The organism is Legionella gresilensis (assembly GCF_900639865.1).
GTDB lineage: Bacteria > Pseudomonadota > Gammaproteobacteria > Legionellales > Legionellaceae > Legionella_C > Legionella_C gresilensis.
In genome coordinates, this window is record NZ_CAAAHX010000011.1 from 63,851 (window position 1) to 83,935 (window position 20,085).

A 20,085-nucleotide genomic window follows, 5' to 3' on the forward strand; every position below is an offset into this window, starting at 1 on the left:
TTGCCATGTATGTTTCAATTTTTCATCAATATCAATGAATTAAATAAATATTTCAATTTCTTCATTTAGTCATAAAACAAAAACTTAGCTAAAACAAGCTAATTAATCGCTATTTCAGCTGTAATTTCGTTTGTTTCTATTCCGGCATATTCATTGCCCCTAAGCCAATCTAATGCTTCTTTTAAATAAAAAGTTGCCTTTTTTTGTTGCGCTAAAACAAGCCTATCCTTCCATTGTTTAGCTAAAGGCAACCCATGTGCAAAATTAAAAATAGGCTTAAGTAAAATACTTAATGGTACGCCTTGCTGATATTGCTCAATAACATAATCAAGATAGATCTCTATAATCTGACTGCGTGTTTTAATTTCTACATTAGGAAAAAGCCATTGCTGTATAACTGCTAATGCATAGGGATTTTTACAGGCTAAGCGACCTAACATAACACCATCTACATAATTCATATGGTGTTTAACTGCCGATAAATCAAGGATATTACCATTAATAATTACAGGAATAGCTGGCAGCTCTGCTTTTATCCGATAAACATAGTCATAATGTAGAGGTGGAATAGTGCGATTTTGTTTAGGGCTTAACCCTCGTAACCATGCTTTACGTGCATGCACAATTAACTTGTCGCATCCAGCATTTACAAGTTTATGGGCAAAATTAGCAAAAAAATCGTAGCTATCTTGATGATCGATACCAATTCTGGTTTTAGCTGTTATTGGTATACTTACCGCTTCTTTCATCGCGGCAATACAATCTGCAACATGCTCTGCTTCAGCCATTAAACAAGCACCCATACGGCCTGATAATACCCTATCGCTTGGACATCCTAAGTTAAGATTAACCTCGCTATAACCATATTGAACAGCAAGTTTTGCACAGGCTACTAAATCTACTTTATCAGCACCACCTAACTGCAAGGCTAATGGAAGCTCCATTGGCGCAAACGTTAAGCATTTCTTTGAATTATGTTTAATCGCACCAACGGTCTGCATATCCGTATATAATAATGCAGAGGGCGCAATAAGACGCATTAAAACACGAAAATGCGTATAACTCCAATCAATCATCGGAGCTACTGTTAAAGGTGAAAGAAGTGCATCAACCATGGTTATAATTACAGCAAACTATAGGGGTTTATTATAATACATATTCCACTTAAAATGGTTATTTTCCTTAAGTTTGTTTAATTATTTTGCGTTTAACTGTTTATTTCCTGCCAAAACTCACACTAAAGCTTTCAAAGCAGTCACCAGAAGCTGTAATTTTGAGCGTCCTTGAAAAACGTTTATATCTAATTTATAGGCAACATGAACTTTCTTCGCGCGATGATTAGGCCAACTTGTTAAATCAACATTAAACGCTATGGCATCTATAGGTTCGCCGCCTAAATTATGTAACAAAGTTAATTTAAGATGATGCTGACCTACTAAACGTTGTTCTAAGATTTCAAATTCATTATCAAAACAAGGTTCAGGAAATTGTTGCCCCCAGGGGCCTGCTTGCTGAAGTAAGGTAGCCATTTCTAGATTAAGATCCTGAATATCAAGGGGTCCATCTGTAAGTAATAACCCTTCACAGTGAGAGGCATCCATATGCTTTTCAACCTCGGTAAGAAAAGCTTGACGAAAAGTGTTAAAATTGTTCGGATGCAGACTTAAACCAGCAGCCATGGCATGCCCACCAAATTTACTAATAAGCCCTGCATGATTTTTATCAATAGCAGCTAATACATCGCGAATATTTAAAGCCGCTATTGAACGAGCTGAACCTTTTATCTCATTTTCGCTCACGACAGAAAAAATAATAACTGGACGATGGTAACGATCTTTTAACCTTCCAGCTAAAATACCTATCACGCCCTGATGCCATGAGGGATCAATTAAACATAATGCAATAGGCAATTGTTGTGAATACTCTATTTGCTGAGTTAATTGTTCAATTGCTCGTAAAGCTTGCTCTTTCATTTCAGCTTCAATAACTCTTCGCTCTTGATTTAATTCATCTAAGTGCTCGGCTAACTTTTTTGCTTGATTAAAGTCATCACATAATAAGCATTCAATCCCTAAAGACATGTCATCTAGACGGCCAGCTGCATTTAAACGTGGTGCAATAGCAAAACCTAAATCACTTTCGCGAAGACGTGAACAATCACGCCTGGTAATTTCTATTAATGCCTTAATACCAGGTCTACATAAGCCTTGACGAATTCTTGCTAAGCCTTGATTGACAAGAATTCGATTGTTTTGATCAAGCGGAACAACATCTGCTACAGTGCCTAAGGCCACTAAATCTAGCAGTTGAGCCATGTTAGGCTCAGGCAAATTTTGCTCTGTAAACCAGTTATGATTTACAAGATGTCTACGCAAAGCGAGCATGACATAAAAAATAACGCCAACCCCAGCAATTGCTTTACTATTGAATGGATCATCCAACTGATTAGGGTTAACGATTGCGCAAGCTTTTGGTAACAGCTCGCCAGGTAAGTGGTGATCGGTAATAATAACATCAATGCCAGAAGCATTTGCGGCATCTACACCTTCTATACTGGTAATGCCATTATCAACAGTAATAATTAAATTTGGACCCCATTTTTTAGCTACTTCAATAATGGCCGGTGTTAAACCATAACCATACTCAAAGCGATTAGGTACTAAATACTCAACATTTACCGCGCCCATACTACGTAAAGCCGATACTGCTAAAGCTGTAGATGTTGCGCCATCAGCATCAAAATCACCAATAATTAAAATTCGTTGCTGCTCATGCAACGCAGTCTCTAAGCGCAAACAGGCTTTATCTATGCCAGTTAAATGATTAAAAGGTAGTAATGTCTGTAGCCGCTTATCTAATTGAGTTTCATCTGTAATACCACGCGCTGCGTAAATCCGTTGTAAAACAGGTGAGATACCGCCTAAAACCGGCAATGAATCTGGTAAAGTCCTTTGTTTAATTAGCATTAGTTAATCCTCGCCATAACTTATCCCACCAATACTTTTTAACTGTTCGATAAGCAGTATTATTCCAAAACCAATTCACTGGACGATTTTTTAATAACTCAGTAACCTGCTTAATATCCCTATGATTTGTATTTTTTAATAGCAAAATACTTTTATTATCAATGGGCCTGTTTAATTCTAACTGTTTTATTTGTTGAGAAAAAGCTAATCTAAGTTGAGTATCATTAGTCATGATTATTTTTTTTGAATTTAGTACAAACTGACCACGTCCATAAAACCATAACCCGTTAACAGTAGGTTTATTTAATCGTTGTTGATTATAATTATGATTACTCAAAAACATTTGTAGTTCAGTAAATATACGTTGCCAATAAAATGTGTTATCCATTTCCTCTAAAAAAGGCATCAAAGACTTATGCATTATAAGGTGCACAGGCTGGCTATTTAACGGTGGTTTATTCGTGACTTTGATTAACCATATATTGGGACTATGGTAATACATAGAAAAATTCTCTTCTATAAGAAACTGCTCAACTTCTTTAAACCAAGCATGGGATTCTTCATCACTTAACTCTAAATCATTATTTGCAGCAACAATAAATGCATCATTATGGCTGGCTTGCCAAGAAATAGGCGAAGCCACAAGCCATTCTCCCTCTAAGTTATAATATTGTCTTAATAAATCGCCTAACGGTGGCTGACTGGATTCATAACCTAGCGTTGTTAAAAAATTTAATTCAAAATTTCCTTGGGTAATTAAGGGCTTAGAATTTTGTGGTGCTGTTGAGAAATTATTATCATTTAAAATTACATCCATATTAAATTACCTTCAGTTAAAACAGTTTTTGGTGCAGCAGAAATAATGATTTTTAGAATTTAAGGCTATTTTTTTTATATTAAAATCCTGCAATATGTTAGCAAACTCTATTATATGGCCACCTCACTGGATCTCGCGGACAAGCCGCGGGACGTAGGCATAAATCACTTCTAATCACTAGGTATAAAGTAGTTCTAATCAATTAGGTCAGCTAACTATTTTATTTTTACCAAACTTTTATTCCTGATAATAGATCAGATAGCGGCGACAACTTAAGTATTTTGTCATTTCCGCGCAGGCGGAAATCTATCCTTACATTTGCACTGTGCCTACAAAGAAATGGATTCCCGCCTGCGCGGGAAGGACAGAACTTGTCTTAAGTTGCCGCCGTTAAGTGATGTATTACTCCTCCAGCCTTAAGCTCTTTTAATCTTCGCCTACGTTCCGCGACTTGTTCGCGGAATCTAGGATTTAGTTTAACTAGTCTTGTCTTGCGTTGAGTAACTTAGAAATCAAATAGCGTTTAAATTGCTTCAGCGTAACCATCTCTTTTAAAGAGTGCTTTTAAATTCCGTAAGGCTTGTCTTATTCGCTGGTTATTTTCAATTAGTCCAAAACGAACAAAACTATCGCCTTGCGGCCCAAACCCTATACCTGGAGATACAGCTATATAGGCTTCTTTCAATAAATATTTTGAAAACTCTAAAGAACCTAAATGACGATAAAAAGGAGGTATTTTAGCCCAAACAAACATGGTCGCTTTGGGCTTATCTACATGCCAACCTAAATCTTGTAAGCCTTCGCATAATACATTACGACGCCGCTCATAAAGTTTACAAATATCTTTCACACAATCATCTGGCCCTTCTAAAGCAGCAATTGCAGCAACTTGGATAGGCGTAAAAGTCCCATAATCCAAATAGGATTTTATACGCGTTAACGCAGCAACCAACTCCTCATTGCCACAGGCAAAGCCTACTCGCCATCCAGGCATGTTATAGGATTTAGATAAAGAATAAGTTTCAATAGCGACATCAATTGCTTCGGGTACTTGTAAAATAGAGGGCGCTTTATAACCATCGAAAACAATGTCTGCATAAGCTAAATCATGAATAATCCAAATTTTATGTTTCTTTGCCAAAGAAACCACTTCTTCAAAAAAAGCATAGTCAACACAATGAGTACTTGGATTTGCAGGAAAGTTAATAACCAATGCTTTAGGACGCGGCCAAGTTTGTTCAATAGCCTCTTCAATAGCACATAAAAACTGTTTTTCTTCAGTTAAGGGAATTTGTTTAACATTAGCACCAGCAATGATAAAACCATAGGTATGAATGGGATAGGCAGGATCAGGTACTAAAATAGTATCACCAGGCCCACTAATTGCGAGAGCCAAATGTGCTAGCCCCTCTTTTGAGCCAATCGTTGTAAGCACTTGTTTTTCAGAGTCTAAATGAACATCATAATTTTTTTTATACCAATTAGCCATTGCTCGCCGTAAACGGGGAATTCCTTTAGACATAGAATAACGATGCGTATCAGGACGTTTTACTGTTTCAATTAATTTATTGACTATATGAGGTGGCGTTGGTTGATCTGGATTTCCCATCCCAAAGTCAATAATATCTTCGCCTCGCGCTCGTGCTTCTGCCTTTAATTGAGTTAAAGTATTAAATACATAAGGCGGTAAGCGCTTAATACGCGAAAATTGACTCATAATTTTACCTCTGTGTTATAATCAATTAATATTATTTAATGGCCAAAACGATGCATATTAGTTTAGAAAATAGTGATCAATACGCTATTCAAGGTTATAGCGAAACAGAAGTCAAAATTGACTCCGTTATTTATGAGCACAATATCATAGTCAGTAAGCATGGTGTCATAACAGACTGGCCTTTATCTGATATTCAACATTTAAAAGAGGAAAATCTAGTCCCTTTATTAACTCATTCACCTAATATAATTATTATCGGTCATGCGCTAGAAGGAAAATTCGCCCCTATTTCTTTATTACATACACTGTCTAATCAACGCATTAGCCTAGAGTCAATGTCAATCGGTGCAGCCTGTCGTACTTATAACATCTTACTTAATGAGCAACGTGAAGTAGCCCTAGGACTTATTTTATCATAATTTAAATTTAGCTACCTACTTGCCGACGCGCCTCAAGCACGTTGGGAACACGCTCTAGTTTATTTAAAAGACGAGATAGGCTATTTAATCCATCTATTTCTACTGTTAAGGTAATAAAGGCTGTGTTATCTTGCTTACTACTCTGGGTCTGTAAAGCATAAACATGCGCACGCTCATTAGCTAATACTGCAGTAAGATCGCGCAGTAAATCTTGGCGATTAAAGGCCTTTATTAAGATATCAACAACATAATGATCTCTTGTTGAACTCCCCCAACTGACTTGAATCAAACGTTGACGCTGTCTTTCACTAGAGTGAATAATATTTGGGCAATCTTTGCGATGAATAGAAACACCACGACCAATAGTAATATAGCCAACAACTTCGTCGCCTGGGAGCGGCTGACAGCAGCGAGCCATACTAGTAAGAAGATTGCCTACGCCTTCAATCTTTAAATCACTGCCTCGCGTTTCTGGAATAGGCTGCGGCTTTGCTTTTACAATTACTTGTTCAGGCACTATTTCTTCTATCGGCGATAAGCGATGTAAAATTTGGCCTAATTTAATATCGCCTCTTCCTAATGCTGCAAGCAAATCATCTAATCGTTTGAAATTAAACGCGGTAACTACATCATGCAAACGCTCTGCCTTAATGCCTAAATTTTTTAATTCTTTATCTAGGATTTCCTGCCCTTCAGCGCGGTTTTTATCATAATCTTGCATCTTAAACCAATGCAATACTTTGGCTTTGGCTCTTGAAGTTTTTAAATAATTAAGGTGAGGATTAATCCAATCACGAGATGGGCGCTCCTCTTTACCAGTAAGAATTTCAATACGGTCACCTGTTTTTAAGGCATAGGTTAAAGGAACTATTGCACCATTAACTTTTGCACCTCGACAACGGTGGCCAATTTGACTGTGAACATGATAAGCAAAGTCGAGTGGCGTCACACCATTTGGTAAATCCAATACGTCACCATCAGGGGTAAAAACATAGACTCTGTCCTCTAAAAATTCCCTTTCCATGGCTTCAGAAACACCACTTGAGGTTGCCATTTCCTTATGCCATGCTAATACATCGCGTAACCATTCAATTTTACGTTCATGGCTTTCTTTACGAGTTTGCCCGCCTTCTTTATATTTCCAGTGCGCGGCGACCCCCATTTCCGCTAAATCATGCATCTGAAATGTACGAATTTGTACTTCAAATACACGACCCTCCGGACCTTCTACAGCAGTATGCAGAGATTGATAACCATTTGGTTTTGGATTGCTAATATAATCGTCAAACTCAGCAGGAATTTGCTTCCATAAAGAATGAACCATCATTAAAACGTCATAACATTGGTCAACTGTTTCAACGAGCACCCTTACTGCTGTAGCATCATAGATTTCATCTAAGGACACATTTTTTCTAGTCATCTTGCGATAAATACTATGAATATGTTTAGATCGACCATAAACAGCAAAATGTTTTGCCCCTGCTTCTTTAATACTTTTGTTGAGCTCTGCCACAATTAAATCAACATACTTATCACGTTCTAAACGCTTTGCCTTTAACCCTTTCGCAATCGCTTTATACTCTTCAGGGTGGAGATAGCGAAAAGCTAAATCTTCCATTTCCCATTTAATAGCACCAATACCTAAGCGATTAGCTAACGGGGCATAAATATCCATTGCTTCTGTTGCTATCTGCTTACACAACGCCTCGGGTAATTGTGCAGAAGCGCGTAAAAAGCACAATCGCTCAGCTAATTTAATTAAAACAACTCTTGCATCATCGACCATGGCTAACAACATCTTTCGAACATTGTCTAGCTGATGCTTATTTTGCTGATAAGCATTTAAAGGTTTCAAAATATTAATGGCATTCATTCTTTCAATGCCTTTAACTAATTTAGCGATGGGGGCACCACATTGTTCCTCTACATCATCTAGAGATAAATCAGCATAATGGACACTAACAAAAATAATAGCTGCAATTAGAGTATCTTGGTCAACTTCTAAATCCGCTAGAATGTCAGCCATTAATAAACCTTGCTGTAAACAAGAAAAACCTGCCTCTGTGGCATGATCAAGGCAAGCCAATTGACTTAATGTACAAGCATTTCTTATTTTATTTAAATCTTGAAAGTAGCCTTTTGATCCTAGTTGAGCTAACCACTGTTCAACATCAATTTGTCCATCTGCGGTAATCCATGGTGTACTTTCTTTAACCTTAACCATACTTCACCTTTTCTCAAATAGAGCAATGGATTCAACATGCGCTGTATGTGGAAACATGTCCATAACCCCTGCGGCTTTTAAATGATAACCTAACTCATTAACCAAAATATGACTATCACGAGCCAGAGTTGCAGGATTACAAGAAACATAAACTAACCGTTGAACATTTAAATTAGCAAATTGTTTAATAACTTCTAGTGCACCTGATCGTGGTGGATCAATTAAGACCTTGTTTGCTTTTTCTATTGGAAGTTGAACTAATCCATCCGGTTTATCAAGATCAGCACAATAAAAATCTGTATTGGTAATACCATTATTTTGCGCATTTAATTTAGCTCTTAAAACCATAGCCTCACTGCCTTCAATACCTATTACTTGTGCACAGCGCTTAGCAAGCGGTAGAGAAAAATTCCCTAAACCGCAAAATAAATCTAATACCACGTCATCATCGTTTAAATCCATTAAATATATCGCTTGGTTAATCATTAATTGATTTAAACTGGCATTAACTTGCGTGAAATCTGTAGGATGAAATTTAAATTTTATTTCTTCATTAGATAAACTATAGGTTAAAAAATCATTATCAGCTTTCGGATAAAAACGCGTAACTGTTGAGGCATTACCAGGCTGTAGAAATAGAGTAAATCCACTACTGTTACTAAACAATCTTAATTTTTCTTTATCTGCTTCAGTTAAAGGCTCTAAATTACGTAAAATTAAAGCAACTTCTTCATCACCTGCAGCCACTTCAATCTGAGCAATACTATGTGGATTATCTAATGAATCAATTAATTGCTTTAAATCGGGAATATGCTTATCTACTTTAGCATGTAAAATTGGGCACTGATTAATCTCGGCAATATAGCGCGGATTATCTTTTTCTCTAAAACCAACCAAAGTGGCTTTTTTCTTTTCCACATAACGTACGCTTAAACGCGCTTTATTGCGATAATTCCAGCTTGTACTTGCAAGAGGGGCTAAAATAATTTCTGGCTTAATATGAGCAATACGCTGCAATAAATCAAGTAGTAAGGATTGCTTCTCTTGTATCTGCATATGCTCATTTAAATGCTGTAAAGAACAGCCACCACAAATTTGATAATGTGGGCACCGTGGCTCAGCACGCATAGCAGACGCTGCTACTACCGTTAGCGTTTTCCCCTCATCAAAATCTTTTTTTATTTTAGTGTATTGAAAGTTGACGGTTTCACCAGGTAAGGCACCCTGAATAAAGGTTGTTTTACCATTAATACGTGCAATACCACGCCCATCATGACTAAATTTTTCAATCTGAGCAATTTGAGGGGCACGGGCTAAGTGACGCTTATTTCCCATTCTATAACTCTACTTTAAAGCGATGATTTAATTGTAGAACTAGACTCAATTAAACCATACATCAAATAAACAATTGTTTTTGCAATATTATAACTAAATTTTAATCAAACTTACTCATTAATCTAAAAGTCGTTAATCTATTGGCAGATTCGGCACAGATTTCAATAAAGAGTCAATTTCTTGAGCTGATAATTCATGATAACTACCACGTGATAAGAATCGAGGCATAGTAATATTACCATAACGAATACGTATTAATCGACTTACTTCAACGCCTTGTGACGTCCATAGTCGTCTTACTTCGCGGTTACGGCCTTCCGTTAAGGTAACATGATACCAAGTATTACTTCCCTCGCCTCCTTTAAATTCAATCTTTTTAAACTGAGCAAATCCATCTTCAAGTTTTATTCCCTTTAATAAATTATTAATTATTTCAGGATTTACTTGTCCGCGTACACGCACAGCATATTCTCTTTCTAAACCAAAACTGGGATGCATTAATTTATTAGCTAACTCGCCATTATTAGTAAATAATAATAATCCTGATGTATTAATATCCAACCGGCCAACCTGTACCCAGCGACCTTGGCGCAATTTAGGTAACTTATCGAACACGGTTCGTTCATGTTTAGGGTCATGGCGGCTAGAAATTTCGCCAACTGGCTTATGGTAAATTAAAACTCTAGTTTTTAACTGTCTTTTTAAAGGATTGTTAATTAATTTACCTTTTACACTAATTTTATCATTGGCTGTAGCACTATCTCCTAATTTTGCTATTTGTCCATTTACCCGAACTAGTCCTTGTTCAATCCAGCGTTCCATTTCCCTTCGAGAGCCAAATCCTGCTTGGCTTAATATTTTTTGTAATCTTTCAGCGCTCATAATTAAGTGTACTCTTTGACTAATATTTGTGATCTATCTTCTTTAAGCTGTATAGCTTCGCCCACTAAGCTTTATACTACGTTGCAAGTTCATGCGGCTTCAGTCATATATTATCTATACACTCCTTCGCCTTAATCACTTGCGCCTTGTCTAAAACTTAGTAGGTAAAGCTATATTCTCTTCTAAAGGGGGTAATTGTTCAATCGTTGACAAGTTAAAATAATCTAAAAATTGCTTGGTAGTTATATAAACAGCTGGCTTGCCCGGAACATCCCGGTATCCACCCACTTTTATCCACTCTCTTTCAAGTAATGTCTTTAATATTGAAGTACTTACACTAACTCCACGTATTGCTTCTATATCAGCACGAGTTACAGGCTGTTGGTAGGCAATGATAGCTAACGTTTCTAATAGAGCCTTTGAATATTTGGGCGGTTTATCAGCTTGGAGACGGCTTATCCAGGGGCCATATTGTATTCTAGTTTGAATACAATAACCACTCGCTAGTTGTACGAGTTCAATTGAACGATTAGCATAACTTAAATTTAACTCATACAAGACTTCTTTAATTAAATGACGATCAGGTTTCTGCCAAACCTCAAAAACCTCTATAATTTGATCAAGCGTTAAAGGATTTTCCGAACTCATTAATAAAGCTTCGACAATGTTTTTTAATTCATCATTAGTCATTACTTTGTCTCTCAAGCCGTATAGAAGAGAAGCTGTCTGTTTGAGTAACGATTAAGAGGGCTTGTCTGGCTAATTCTAAAATTGCTAATAAAGTGACTATAATTCCCATACGACCTTCTTTAAGTATTAAGAGCTCAAAAAAGGTAATTGATTTATCTTTTTGTACTTTTTCTAAAACCCAGAGGATACGTTCTTTAACTGAGAGTACTTCTTTAGTAATACGATGAGTATCTTTATGGCCTTGTTGCTCAATTAAATCTAACATGGCTTTCGTTAAATTAAGTAGGGAAACTTCAGGGTGATAAATCAAGCGTGATAACCCCTGCGATTTTATATTAAAACGAAAGTTATCGCGCTCACAGCGGGGTAAAGTATCCAGCCTTTCGGCAGCTTGCTTAAATTGTTCATAACGCTGCAACTGCTGAACTAGGGCAAGTCGCGGATCTTCTTCCGATTCTTCAGGCAAGCTAGGATTTTTAGGCAATAACAGCCTTGATTTAATCTCTGCAAGCATTGCTGCCATGACTAAGTACTCAGCTACTAATTCTAGTCGATGCTCTTTCATGAGCTGAATATAATTCATATATTGCTCTGTTATCATAGCAATGGGAATATCCATAATATCGATATTTTGCCGCCGAATTAAATATAACAGCAAATCAAAAGGTCCGGTGAATGAATCTAATAATAATTCTAAAGCATCAGGTGGAATAAAGAGGTCAGCTGGCATTTGGGTATATGGTTTACCGCTTACCGTTGCAATAGGTGAAGCTGATTGTTCTTGATCAGCAATCATTAATAATCAAGGCCCATTACTTCACGAACATCTTTTAATGTTCTATTCGCTTCATCTCGTGCCGCATCACTACCCTCGGCAATAATTTGCTTTACTGAGCCAAAATCTGATTCAAAATCTTGTATGGATGTCTGTATTGTTTTTAATTCCCGATTAATGGCATCGATAACGGGCCTTTTACAGTCAATACAACCGATACCGGCAGTCCGACACCCTATTTGAGCCCAATTTTTAACTTCGTCAGAAGAGTATATTTTATGAAACTGCCAAACTGGGCATTTTTCTGGCTCACCGGGATCAGTTCGCTTAATTCGAGCTGGATCCGTAGGCATAGTCAAAATTTTACGTTCGACAGAAGCCGGATCTTCTCGCAAACTAATTGTATTATTATAGGATTTAGACATTTTCTGCCCATCAATCCCTGGCATTTTAGGCATTTCAGTTAATAAAGGCTGCGGTTCGGGTAATATAATTTTGCCAGAGCCATCTAAGTAACCTAACAGTCGCTCTTTATCGCCTAAAGATAAATTATGTTGATTAGTGAGCAGTGCTTGTGCTGTATTTAAGGCATCAAGATTACCGTCCTGTTGAAATTGCTTTCGTAAGTCACTGTATAATTTGCTATTTTTTTTGCCCATTCTCGTTATAGCTTCTTGAGCTAGAGCTTCAAAATTAGGCTCACGGCCATACAAATTATTAAAACGTCGAGCTACTTCACGAATAAGCTCAATATGAGATATCTGATCTTCTCCAACGGGAACATATGATGCCTTATAAAGTAACACATCTGCACTTTGCAATAAGGGATATCCTAAGAAGCCATAAGTGGCAAGATCTTTGTCACGTAACTTTTCTTGTTGATCTTTAAATGTAGGGACACGTTCTAACCAACCTAGTGGTGTAATCATGGAAAGAAGAAGATGTAATTCTGCATGCTCTGGCACCCAAGATTGAATGAAAAGTTTACATAAACTAGGGTTAATACCACAAGCTAGCCAATCGATAATCATTTCCCAGATAATAGTCTCGATATAACCAGGTTCGTCATAATGAGTTGTTAAACCATGCCAGTCGGCAACAAAAAAATAACAATCATATTGATGTTGTAAAGTAAGCCAATTTTTCAATACACCATGATAATGGCCAAGATGCAAACGACCACTAGCACGCATACCTGAAACCACTCTTTTATTTAAATTAAATAAAGCAGACATAAAACCTCAAAATAGCACTATTAAAGTACAGCAAAAATTAATTTTATCTAAAAGGCTCTGGGTCACCCTTACCTTCCCTTAAAATAACGGGGTAATCACCAGTTAAATCAACCACAGTGGTTGGTTCATAACCGCAATTCCCTCCATCAATAATTAAATCAATCCTATTACCTAAAATATCCTGTATAGCTTCAGGTTGACTCAAAGGAGCCTCTGCACCCGGGAGAATTAATGACGTACTCATTAGGGGTGCATGAAAATGCTCTAATAATGCTAATGTAATGGTATTGTCCGGAATACGTAGACCTAATGTTCGTCTTTTGGGATGTAACATTAATCGAGGGACCTCATTGGTCGCTTGTAAAATAAAAGTATATGAACCCGGGGTAAAGGCTTTTAATAAACGAAATATGGGATTTGATACACGAGCGTAAGTACCCAATTGCGAAAGATCACGGCAAACCAGCGTCATATTATGATTCTTATCTAAATGTCTTAAAAGCCTTATTCGCTCTAAAGCATTTTTATTAGCTAGCTTACAACCTAATGCATAACCTGAGTCGGTTGGGTAAGCAATTAAGCCCCCATCTTCAATCATCTTTGCAGCCTGCCTTAATAGGCGAGCCTGCGGATTATCAGGATGAATTGCAAAGAATTGGCTCATATAATCCCCTATCAGATATTCCAGTTATGCCAAATAGGCGTACAGTTTAGCGGTAGTTGCGGCTGTCGTCCAAGAGAAATACGAGATAAGGAATCGCCATGATAATCTGAACCTGTTGAGGCTAATAATTCGAAATGCCTACAAAGGGTAACAACAGTATTCATTTGATCTAAGCTAATATTTCCTGATACTACTTCTAAACCCTCACCACCTGCTTGTTTAAATTCTTTAATTAACTCTCGTAATTTTGTTTGAGTTAACTGATATTTTAATGGATGCGCTAATACAGCTTGCCCGCCGGCTTTAATTATTCCTTCTACTGCATCAACAACAGAAATCCACGGTGTTTCAACATAAGCTAGCTTGCCTCGAGTTAAATATTGCTTAAAAGCAGCTTGAATATCAATTGCTTTAGCATCTTCTACGCATAATTTAGCAAAATGAGGTCGACCAATTCTATCATGGCCAGCAAGCTGGCAAGCTCTTACAAAAGCATTTTTCACACCAACACAAGCTAGTTTTTCTGAAATTTTTTTAGCTCGATTTATGCGGTTATTATTTTGTTTACTAATTAAATCATTAAAAAAATAATTAGCAATATCTACACCTAAACCAATGATATGAATATCATATTTTTTCCAGCGAGTACTAAATTCAATACCGGTAATAATTTTTACAGAATAATTGTCTTTTATTTTTAATAACTCTTCCACACCTTCAATAGTATCATGGTCAGTTAAAGCCATAACAAGTAAATTAATTGAATTAGCCTTCTCAATTAATTTTTTAGGAGAAAGAAGCCCATCGGAAAAGTAGCTGTGGCAGTGCAGGTCAATCATAGTTCTATTTCATTAAACTTCATACATTAATATTAGGAGATTTCGTTATCTTATTGGGTTTTAACTTTAAAAATAAGTGTAATTATAAATTACTTTAATATGCAATTTATATTTTTTGTAATATTCAGTACTTGCAGAAATAGCAGTTTTTGAACTATTCTTTAGGTAGATAACTAACTATTTATAAACATACCATTGAGCAGTACACCGCAAAGCGAACACGTTTATTTACCTCACTTAAATGTGCAGCGTTTAGCTAATTTGTGTGGCGTCTTGCATGAAAATATTCTTTTACTTGAAAAATCTCTGCAATTATCTATAAAAATTCAGCAAAATGAATTAATTTTATACACTAACTCCCTTTCAACTTTAATTCGGGCAAAATCTATTATTAGAGAATTATATCGTCTTGCTGAACAGCCTATAAGCCCAGATACTGTGCAGTCTCTGCTCACCTTTGAGGACAATGAAACTATTATGAGAACTATTAACTCCATTAAATTAAGTCGAAAAGTTATTTTACCTCGCAACAGTAAACAAGCTGAATACTTAACCAGTATTGATAAAAATGATATAATTTTTGCTGTAGGGCCTGCTGGAACAGGTAAAACTTATCTTGCTGTATCTAAAGCAATAGAATGTTTTGAAAAAGGTGAAGTACAGCGTTTAGTGTTTGTCAGGCCCGCAGTTGAGGCAGGAGAAAAATTAGGATTTTTACCTGGTGATTTAGTAGAAAAGGTACTTCCTTATTTACGGCCTATTTATGATGCAATTTATGAAATGTTAGGATTTAAAGAAGCACAAAAATTAATTCAAAATGATGTCATTGAGATTCTTCCTCTTGCTTTTATGCGCGGAAGAACATTAAACGACGCATTCATTATTTTAGATGAAGCGCAAAATACTACTATCATGCAAATGAAAATGTTTCTTACCCGAATGGGATTTGGTTCTAAGACAGTTGTAACTGGGGATATGACGCAAGTTGATTTACCTAAAGGTACCCAATCAGGTCTTTCCCATGCTGTTAACCTATTTAAAGACTTAAATGAAATTAGCATTCATACGTTCACTAGTCGTGAAGTGGTTAGACATCCGTTAATTTCTCGTATTGTAGAGAGTTATGATAAAGAAACGGAGGAAAAAAATGAATGATTGTTGTCTAGATTTAGCCGACTACATTGATATTCAAATTGCGTGCCAAAAACCATTACCTATTGCTAAGAACGTTTTATGTGATTGGGTTAACCTTACTGTAAATGAATTGGAGAAGACTGCAGAATTAACTCTACGATTCGTTGAAATACAGGAAATCACTGAATTAAATAAAACTTATCGAAAAAAAGATAAACCTACTAATGTCTTGGCTTTTCCTAGTAATTTACCTAAGGAGATTCAATTAGAATACCCTTTTTTAGGTGATATTGTAATTTGCCCAGAAGTTTTAGAAAGAGAAAGCCAAGAGCAAGAAATAGCATTAGAAGCTCATTGGGCACATATTGTCATTCATGGCGTACTCCATTTATTAGGTTATGATCATATTGAAGAACCAGAAGCTCATATTATGCAAACGATGGAAATTAAACTGTTAGCAAGCTTAGGTTATGCTAATCCCTATCAACAAGAGGATGCGATTTGTGAATAAAGAAGACGATGCTAATTCGTGGTTTATGCGTTTAAAACAATTCCTGCAAGTTGAACCACAAAATCAGGAGGAGTTAATTAGTTTATTACGTGACGCTCAAATTCGCTCACTTATTAACGCTGAAACATTAGGCATGATTGAGGGTGTTATTCAATTCTCGCAAATGAAAGTGCGAGATATTATGTTGCCTAAAAAGCAAATGACAACCATTTCACAAGATGATAACTTTGAAAAGGTAATAGAAATTGTAACGAGTTCTGGCCACTCTCGCTTTCCAGTAACAGGTGATAATCCTGATGATGTGATTGGCATTTTACATGCTAAGGATCTGCTAAAGTTTTATGCAAACAATGCAGGTGTATTTGATTTAAGTGATATTGTCCGACAAGCAACCTTTGTACCTGAAAGTAAACGCTTAGATCTTCTCCTAAGTGACTTTCGAAGTAATCGTAACCATATGGCCTTAGTGGTTGATGAATATGGTACAGTCAATGGTTTTGTAACAATTGAGGATATTATTGAACAAATAATTGGTGATATAGAAGATGAGTTCGATGTTGATGAAGAAGCGTATATTAAAGAGCATGGCGACTCACACTATATTATTAAAGCCCATATGCCTATTGAAGAATTTAATGAGTATTTAGATGCCAACTTTAGCGATGAAATATATGATACAATTGGTGGTATTGTTATGGCTAATTTTGGTTACCTACCTAAACGAGGCGAAGTTACTATCATCGATCAATTTGAATTTAAAGTTATTAATGCTGATGCAAGACGAATAAAATTGTTAAGTTGTTTTGATAGACGCACTAATACTATCGATAAAGCAGAAAGCTTATATCAAGACAATTTACCTACCTTTTCAAAACAGAAAGGATAGAATGTCCAATATTTCTCGTTAAAACTTAAGATCAAACCGAGGGTTAATTATTAAATGAACAGTAACATTTTAATTGTTGATGATGATATAGAGCTCACTGATTTATTAGAACAATATCTTGAACCAGAAGGTTTTAACGTTATTTGTGTTCATGATGGCGAAAGTGCTGTCAAGAAAGCTTTAAATCAAACTTTTGACGCGATTATTTTAGATGTGATGTTACCTAGGTTAAATGGTTTTGAAGTCTTAAAAGCTATTCGGGAACATTTAGAAACACCTGTACTAATGCTTACTGCGCGCGGAGATGATATTGATCGTATCGTTGGCTTAGAAATTGGTGCAGATGATTATTTACCTAAACCTTGCAATCCACGGGAATTAGTTGCCAGGCTACGAGCAATTTTACGTCGAACTCAAAAAATACCCGCACAACGACCCATTATTGAGCTTCATGATATTGTAGTTGATTGTTCTAAAAGATTAGCAACCCATCATGGGCAACCTATGGAGTTAACAAATGCCGAATTTAATATTTTAGAAATGTTAATAAAATCACCTGGGCAAGCATTCTCAAAAGAAGAGCTAACTGAATATGCCCTAGGCCGAAAGTATACAGCTTATGATCGTAGTATTGATGTTCATATTAGCAATCTCCGCAATAAATTAGGTGATAACGACCAAGGTGAGCCCCTCGTTAAAACTGTCCGGGGATTTGGATATATGTTTAATGCGTAGTTTATATTGGAAAATATTTCTTTCTTTTTGGCTAGCAACAATTCTCATCATTATTACAACCGCCTGGGTAACCAGTGAAATTGCCCAAAAATCCTCTATACCAGCGCGTGAACATGTCTTTATGGATAGCTATGCCAATGCAGCTGTAGCTACCTTTGAATCCGGGCAACACGCAGCCTTAAGAAAATGGCTTGCTCAAACCGGGGCTTCTAAGAAAATGACTTTATACCTATTGTGTAGTACAGGTGAAATAATAGGTAATGCCACGCCTCCCTTAGAAATCAAAAATATCGCCTCTGATTTAGTTAATGAAGAACTTGATGAAGGATTACTTAAATTTGGAAATTTAATTATAAGCCATGAGATTTTATCTACATCAGGCAAAGCTTACCGTTTAGCTGCAGTTAGTGAAAAACCCCTTTCTCACTTTGTTGTTATACCCTGGGCCGGTTTAACTATTCGCTTAACTATCGCTATTTTTATTAGTGGACTGATTTGTTATTTGCTCTCTCTTTATTTAACACAGCCACTACGCTCTTTAGGTATGGCAGCAAAATCTATAGCAACAGGGAAATTAAATACCCGAGTTGGCCAGTTTAAAGGCCATTATCGTGATGAAATTGCTCAATTAAGTAATGAATTTGATAGAATGGCGGAACAATTAGAAAGTTTAATTAGCTCGAAGGAGCGTTTGTTACAAGATATATCCCATGAATTACGCTCGCCCCTTGCCCGCTTACAAATTGCTATTGAATTAGGCCGAAAGAAAGCATCTCCTAAAGCTGATATTGAATTTTGCCGTATGGAAGTTGAATGCCTACGCTTAAATAACTTAATTGGTGAGATTTTACAATTTGCGCGACTTGATCGCTCAACAGAAGAGCTTAATAAAACACACATTAATATTTTAGATTTAGTAAATCGAATTATTGAAGATGCTAACTTTGAATTTGGTGAAGAACAGAATAAAGTTCAATTAATTGCTGCGGAAAATTATGAACTATTAGTCGATGAACGTCTAATGCACCGCGCAATTGAAAATATTGTCAGAAATGCTATGCGTTACTCTCCATCTAATAAGAAAGTAACAATTTCCTTATCAACTAACAAAGAAAAAACAACTTTATTTATTGATATTGATGACTATGGTCCAGGCGTGCCTGAGGAGCAATTAAAAAATATATTTAATCCATTTTATCGAGTCGATACATCGCGAGAAAAGAAAACAGGTGGTTATGGTCTAGGTTTGTCTATTGCTGAAAAAGCAATACAACTACATCAAGGTACTGTCATCGCACTAAATCGACCCCAAGGTGGATTGCAAGTTCGCATTACTCTTCCTCTTAAACCTACTATTCCTTACTCTTAAGCAAGACTTAATCTAAATTTGCTATAATTTTTATAAAATTGTATAACTTTTATGCTAATTATGAAATTGGAAATAAGGTATAAATCGACTAGCATTTTCATTGATTTCTTCATATGTTCTACGAGCTCTATGAGTACTCAAAATAACTTATTGCCTTATCGTGGCGTTGAGGAAAATGGTCAATATGTTTTATTAGCGAATGAAGAACAAATAGGAACTATTGATTTTTTAGTGATTCTTATGAAATAACTTTAGAATTAATCTTTGTTAAAGAAGGTTTTCGAAATAAAAATTTTTCAATGTTAAATGACCATGACGGTAAAGTATGTATAGATTTTTACATAGGAGAACGATTATTAAATGCATTAGTCAATAATGCGAAGCAAACCAATAAATCCCTTAATGCGTTTATTACCAGCCAAGACGCGCTTAATTTTTTTGAAAAATATATTACAAATAATTTTGAAAACACAAATTATAAATGTATTTTCGGTAATATGTTGCAAATACCTAGCGCCCACATTCAAAATCATTTTAGCCCAAAAAGTCACGATGTTGATGTTAAATTTAACTCAATCATCACTAATTATTATTCAAAATTATAATTTTAGTAATTTCTTAAATCAGCAATTATCACAAAATAATAATATTATTTTATTATAGAATATAGCGTTCAATGCTAATTTTTGTCCACGATGCTCTCAAGTTTTTAAGTTAAATAACTTCAAAACAGGACAGTGGATTAGATAGTCAGATGCTATTAAAATTTATACTCATCACCTATTACATCCAGGAAAGATAACACTTTTTCATTCCTTTAGCAGCTCAATTTTTGGCATACTTTATTTTTGCTGGTCGCATTTTTAGCTTTTTTACAACAAAGTCAT

The 20,085-nt window shown here is 35.9% G+C and carries 19 protein-coding genes; 7 read left to right on the forward strand and 12 right to left on the reverse strand.

The features are described 5' to 3' along the window. Positions 1-98 precede the first annotated feature (98 nt). From dusA to alaC, 4 genes are all read right to left on the reverse strand, one after another. The gene (dusA, locus tag E1P04_RS13305; protein WP_131783397.1) at positions 99-1,115 is read right to left on the reverse strand and encodes a tRNA dihydrouridine(20/20a) synthase DusA; all 1,017 of its coding nucleotides are present in this window, start codon (positions 1,113-1,115) and stop codon (positions 99-101) included. Between the two features lie 117 nt (positions 1,116-1,232). Continuing rightward, positions 1,233-2,966 carry a single-stranded-DNA-specific exonuclease RecJ gene (gene recJ / locus E1P04_RS13310; RefSeq protein ID WP_131783398.1) on the reverse strand — a complete coding sequence of 578 codons (1,734 nt, stop codon included), beginning with the start codon at positions 2,964-2,966 and terminating at the stop codon, positions 1,233-1,235. After that, on the reverse strand, positions 2,956-3,783 hold the full coding sequence (locus E1P04_RS13315) for a hypothetical protein (RefSeq protein WP_131783399.1): 828 nt from the start codon (positions 3,781-3,783) through the stop codon (positions 2,956-2,958). The genes recJ and E1P04_RS13315 overlap by 11 nt, the downstream gene beginning before the upstream one ends. A gap of 523 nt (positions 3,784-4,306) precedes the next feature. Further along, positions 4,307-5,500 carry an alanine transaminase gene (gene alaC / locus E1P04_RS13320; protein ID WP_131783400.1) on the reverse strand — a complete coding sequence of 398 codons (1,194 nt, stop codon included), beginning with the start codon at positions 5,498-5,500 and terminating at the stop codon, positions 4,307-4,309. A gap of 50 nt (positions 5,501-5,550) precedes the next feature. On the opposite strand from alaC, the gene E1P04_RS13325 reads away from it, so the two are divergent. Beyond that, complete coding sequence (locus E1P04_RS13325; RefSeq protein ID WP_131783401.1) at positions 5,551-5,919, forward strand: Mth938-like domain-containing protein; 369 nt, start codon at positions 5,551-5,553, stop codon at positions 5,917-5,919. 7 nt (positions 5,920-5,926) lie between these two features. Here the strand turns inward: E1P04_RS13325 and relA are convergent, their stop codons facing one another. The 8 genes from relA to E1P04_RS13365 all read right to left on the reverse strand — a co-directional run bounded on the left by relA (position 5,927) and on the right by E1P04_RS13365 (position 14,563). Then, positions 5,927-8,143, reverse strand: a complete 2,217-nt coding sequence (gene relA, locus E1P04_RS13330) for a GTP diphosphokinase (RefSeq protein WP_131783402.1) — start codon at positions 8,141-8,143, stop codon at positions 5,927-5,929. A gap of 3 nt (positions 8,144-8,146) precedes the next feature. After that, positions 8,147-9,478: a 23S rRNA (uracil(1939)-C(5))-methyltransferase RlmD gene (gene rlmD, locus E1P04_RS13335; protein ID WP_131783403.1), complete on the reverse strand. Its 1,332-nt coding sequence runs from the start codon at positions 9,476-9,478 to the stop codon at positions 8,147-8,149. 132 nt (positions 9,479-9,610) lie between these two features. Beyond that, a complete protein-coding gene (gene rluB, locus E1P04_RS13340) occupies positions 9,611-10,360 on the reverse strand; it encodes a 23S rRNA pseudouridine(2605) synthase RluB (protein WP_131783404.1) in 750 nt (249 codons plus the stop codon). Positions 10,361-10,510: 150 nt separating this feature from the next. Beyond that, positions 10,511-11,050, reverse strand: a complete 540-nt coding sequence (scpB, locus tag E1P04_RS13345) for an SMC-Scp complex subunit ScpB (protein ID WP_131783405.1) — start codon at positions 11,048-11,050, stop codon at positions 10,511-10,513. Continuing rightward, a complete protein-coding gene (locus E1P04_RS13350) occupies positions 11,043-11,846 on the reverse strand; it encodes a segregation and condensation protein A (protein WP_131783406.1) in 804 nt (267 codons plus the stop codon). The genes scpB and E1P04_RS13350 overlap by 8 nt, the downstream gene beginning before the upstream one ends. After that, positions 11,846-13,060 (reverse strand): tryptophan--tRNA ligase, encoded by a 1,215-nt coding sequence (locus tag E1P04_RS13355; RefSeq protein ID WP_131783407.1) that lies wholly within the window; start codon positions 13,058-13,060, stop codon positions 11,846-11,848. Before E1P04_RS13355 ends, E1P04_RS13350 begins: the two co-directional genes overlap by 1 nt. A 43-nt stretch (positions 13,061-13,103) precedes the next feature. Continuing rightward, on the reverse strand, positions 13,104-13,724 hold the full coding sequence (locus tag E1P04_RS13360) for an L-threonylcarbamoyladenylate synthase (protein WP_131783408.1): 621 nt from the start codon (positions 13,722-13,724) through the stop codon (positions 13,104-13,106). Positions 13,725-13,735: 11 nt separating this feature from the next. Beyond that, complete coding sequence (locus tag E1P04_RS13365) at positions 13,736-14,563, reverse strand: PHP domain-containing protein (RefSeq protein WP_131783409.1); 828 nt, start codon at positions 14,561-14,563, stop codon at positions 13,736-13,738. A 195-nt stretch (positions 14,564-14,758) separates the two neighbouring features. Here E1P04_RS13365 and E1P04_RS13370 point away from each other — a divergent pair, with 195 nt between their 5' ends. The 6 genes from E1P04_RS13370 to E1P04_RS13395 all read left to right on the forward strand — a co-directional run bounded on the left by E1P04_RS13370 (position 14,759) and on the right by E1P04_RS13395 (position 19,803). Then, positions 14,759-15,718: a PhoH family protein gene (locus E1P04_RS13370; RefSeq protein ID WP_165482785.1), complete on the forward strand. Its 960-nt coding sequence runs from the start codon at positions 14,759-14,761 to the stop codon at positions 15,716-15,718. Continuing rightward, entirely contained in the window at positions 15,711-16,208 is a 498-nt protein-coding gene (ybeY, locus tag E1P04_RS13375; RefSeq protein WP_131783410.1) for an rRNA maturation RNase YbeY, read from the forward strand. The genes E1P04_RS13370 and ybeY overlap by 8 nt, the downstream gene beginning before the upstream one ends. Next, a complete protein-coding gene (locus E1P04_RS13380) occupies positions 16,192-17,094 on the forward strand; it encodes a CorC family transporter (RefSeq protein ID WP_131783411.1) in 903 nt (300 codons plus the stop codon). The genes ybeY and E1P04_RS13380 overlap by 17 nt, the downstream gene beginning before the upstream one ends. 54 nt (positions 17,095-17,148) lie before the next feature. Then, positions 17,149-17,829 (forward strand): two-component system response regulator CpxR, encoded by a 681-nt coding sequence (gene cpxR / locus E1P04_RS13385; RefSeq protein ID WP_131783412.1) that lies wholly within the window; start codon positions 17,149-17,151, stop codon positions 17,827-17,829. After that, complete coding sequence (gene cpxA / locus E1P04_RS13390) at positions 17,822-19,198, forward strand: two-component system sensor histidine kinase CpxA (protein WP_131783413.1); 1,377 nt, start codon at positions 17,822-17,824, stop codon at positions 19,196-19,198. Before cpxR ends, cpxA begins: the two co-directional genes overlap by 8 nt. A 299-nt stretch (positions 19,199-19,497) precedes the next feature. After that, entirely contained in the window at positions 19,498-19,803 is a 306-nt protein-coding gene (locus tag E1P04_RS13395; protein WP_131783414.1) for a hypothetical protein, read from the forward strand. The last annotated feature ends 282 nt before the right edge of the window (positions 19,804-20,085 follow it).

Bases quoted from the DNA above. Each gene is read 5' to 3' on its own strand.
- ybeY (WP_131783410.1), top strand. From the start codon at position 15,711: ATGAATGATTGTTGTCTAGATTTAGCCGACTACATTGATATTCAAATT.
- relA (WP_131783402.1), bottom strand. From the start codon at position 8,143: ATGGTTAAGGTTAAAGAAAGTACACCATGGATTACCGCAGATGGACAA.
- E1P04_RS13325 (WP_131783401.1), top strand. From the start codon at position 5,551: ATGCATATTAGTTTAGAAAATAGTGATCAATACGCTATTCAAGGTTAT.
- E1P04_RS13365 (WP_131783409.1), bottom strand. From the start codon at position 14,563: ATGATTGACCTGCACTGCCACAGCTACTTTTCCGATGGGCTTCTTTCT.
- alaC (WP_131783400.1), bottom strand. From the start codon at position 5,500: ATGAGTCAATTTTCGCGTATTAAGCGCTTACCGCCTTATGTATTTAAT.
- dusA (WP_131783397.1), bottom strand. From the start codon at position 1,115: ATGGTTGATGCACTTCTTTCACCTTTAACAGTAGCTCCGATGATTGAT.
- cpxR (WP_131783412.1), top strand. From the start codon at position 17,149: ATGAACAGTAACATTTTAATTGTTGATGATGATATAGAGCTCACTGAT.
- E1P04_RS13360 (WP_131783408.1), bottom strand. From the start codon at position 13,724: ATGAGCCAATTCTTTGCAATTCATCCTGATAATCCGCAGGCTCGCCTA.
- E1P04_RS13395 (WP_131783414.1), top strand. From the start codon at position 19,498: ATGTTAAATGACCATGACGGTAAAGTATGTATAGATTTTTACATAGGA.
- E1P04_RS13315 (WP_131783399.1), bottom strand. From the start codon at position 3,783: ATGGATGTAATTTTAAATGATAATAATTTCTCAACAGCACCACAAAAT.
- E1P04_RS13350 (WP_131783406.1), bottom strand. From the start codon at position 11,846: ATGATTGCTGATCAAGAACAATCAGCTTCACCTATTGCAACGGTAAGC.
- cpxA (WP_131783413.1), top strand. From the start codon at position 17,822: ATGCGTAGTTTATATTGGAAAATATTTCTTTCTTTTTGGCTAGCAACA.
- rluB (WP_131783404.1), bottom strand. From the start codon at position 10,360: ATGAGCGCTGAAAGATTACAAAAAATATTAAGCCAAGCAGGATTTGGC.
- rlmD (WP_131783403.1), bottom strand. From the start codon at position 9,478: ATGGGAAATAAGCGTCACTTAGCCCGTGCCCCTCAAATTGCTCAGATT.
- E1P04_RS13380 (WP_131783411.1), top strand. From the start codon at position 16,192: ATGCGATTTGTGAATAAAGAAGACGATGCTAATTCGTGGTTTATGCGT.
- E1P04_RS13355 (WP_131783407.1), bottom strand. From the start codon at position 13,060: ATGTCTGCTTTATTTAATTTAAATAAAAGAGTGGTTTCAGGTATGCGT.
- scpB (WP_131783405.1), bottom strand. From the start codon at position 11,050: ATGACTAATGATGAATTAAAAAACATTGTCGAAGCTTTATTAATGAGT.
- recJ (WP_131783398.1), bottom strand. From the start codon at position 2,966: ATGCTAATTAAACAAAGGACTTTACCAGATTCATTGCCGGTTTTAGGC.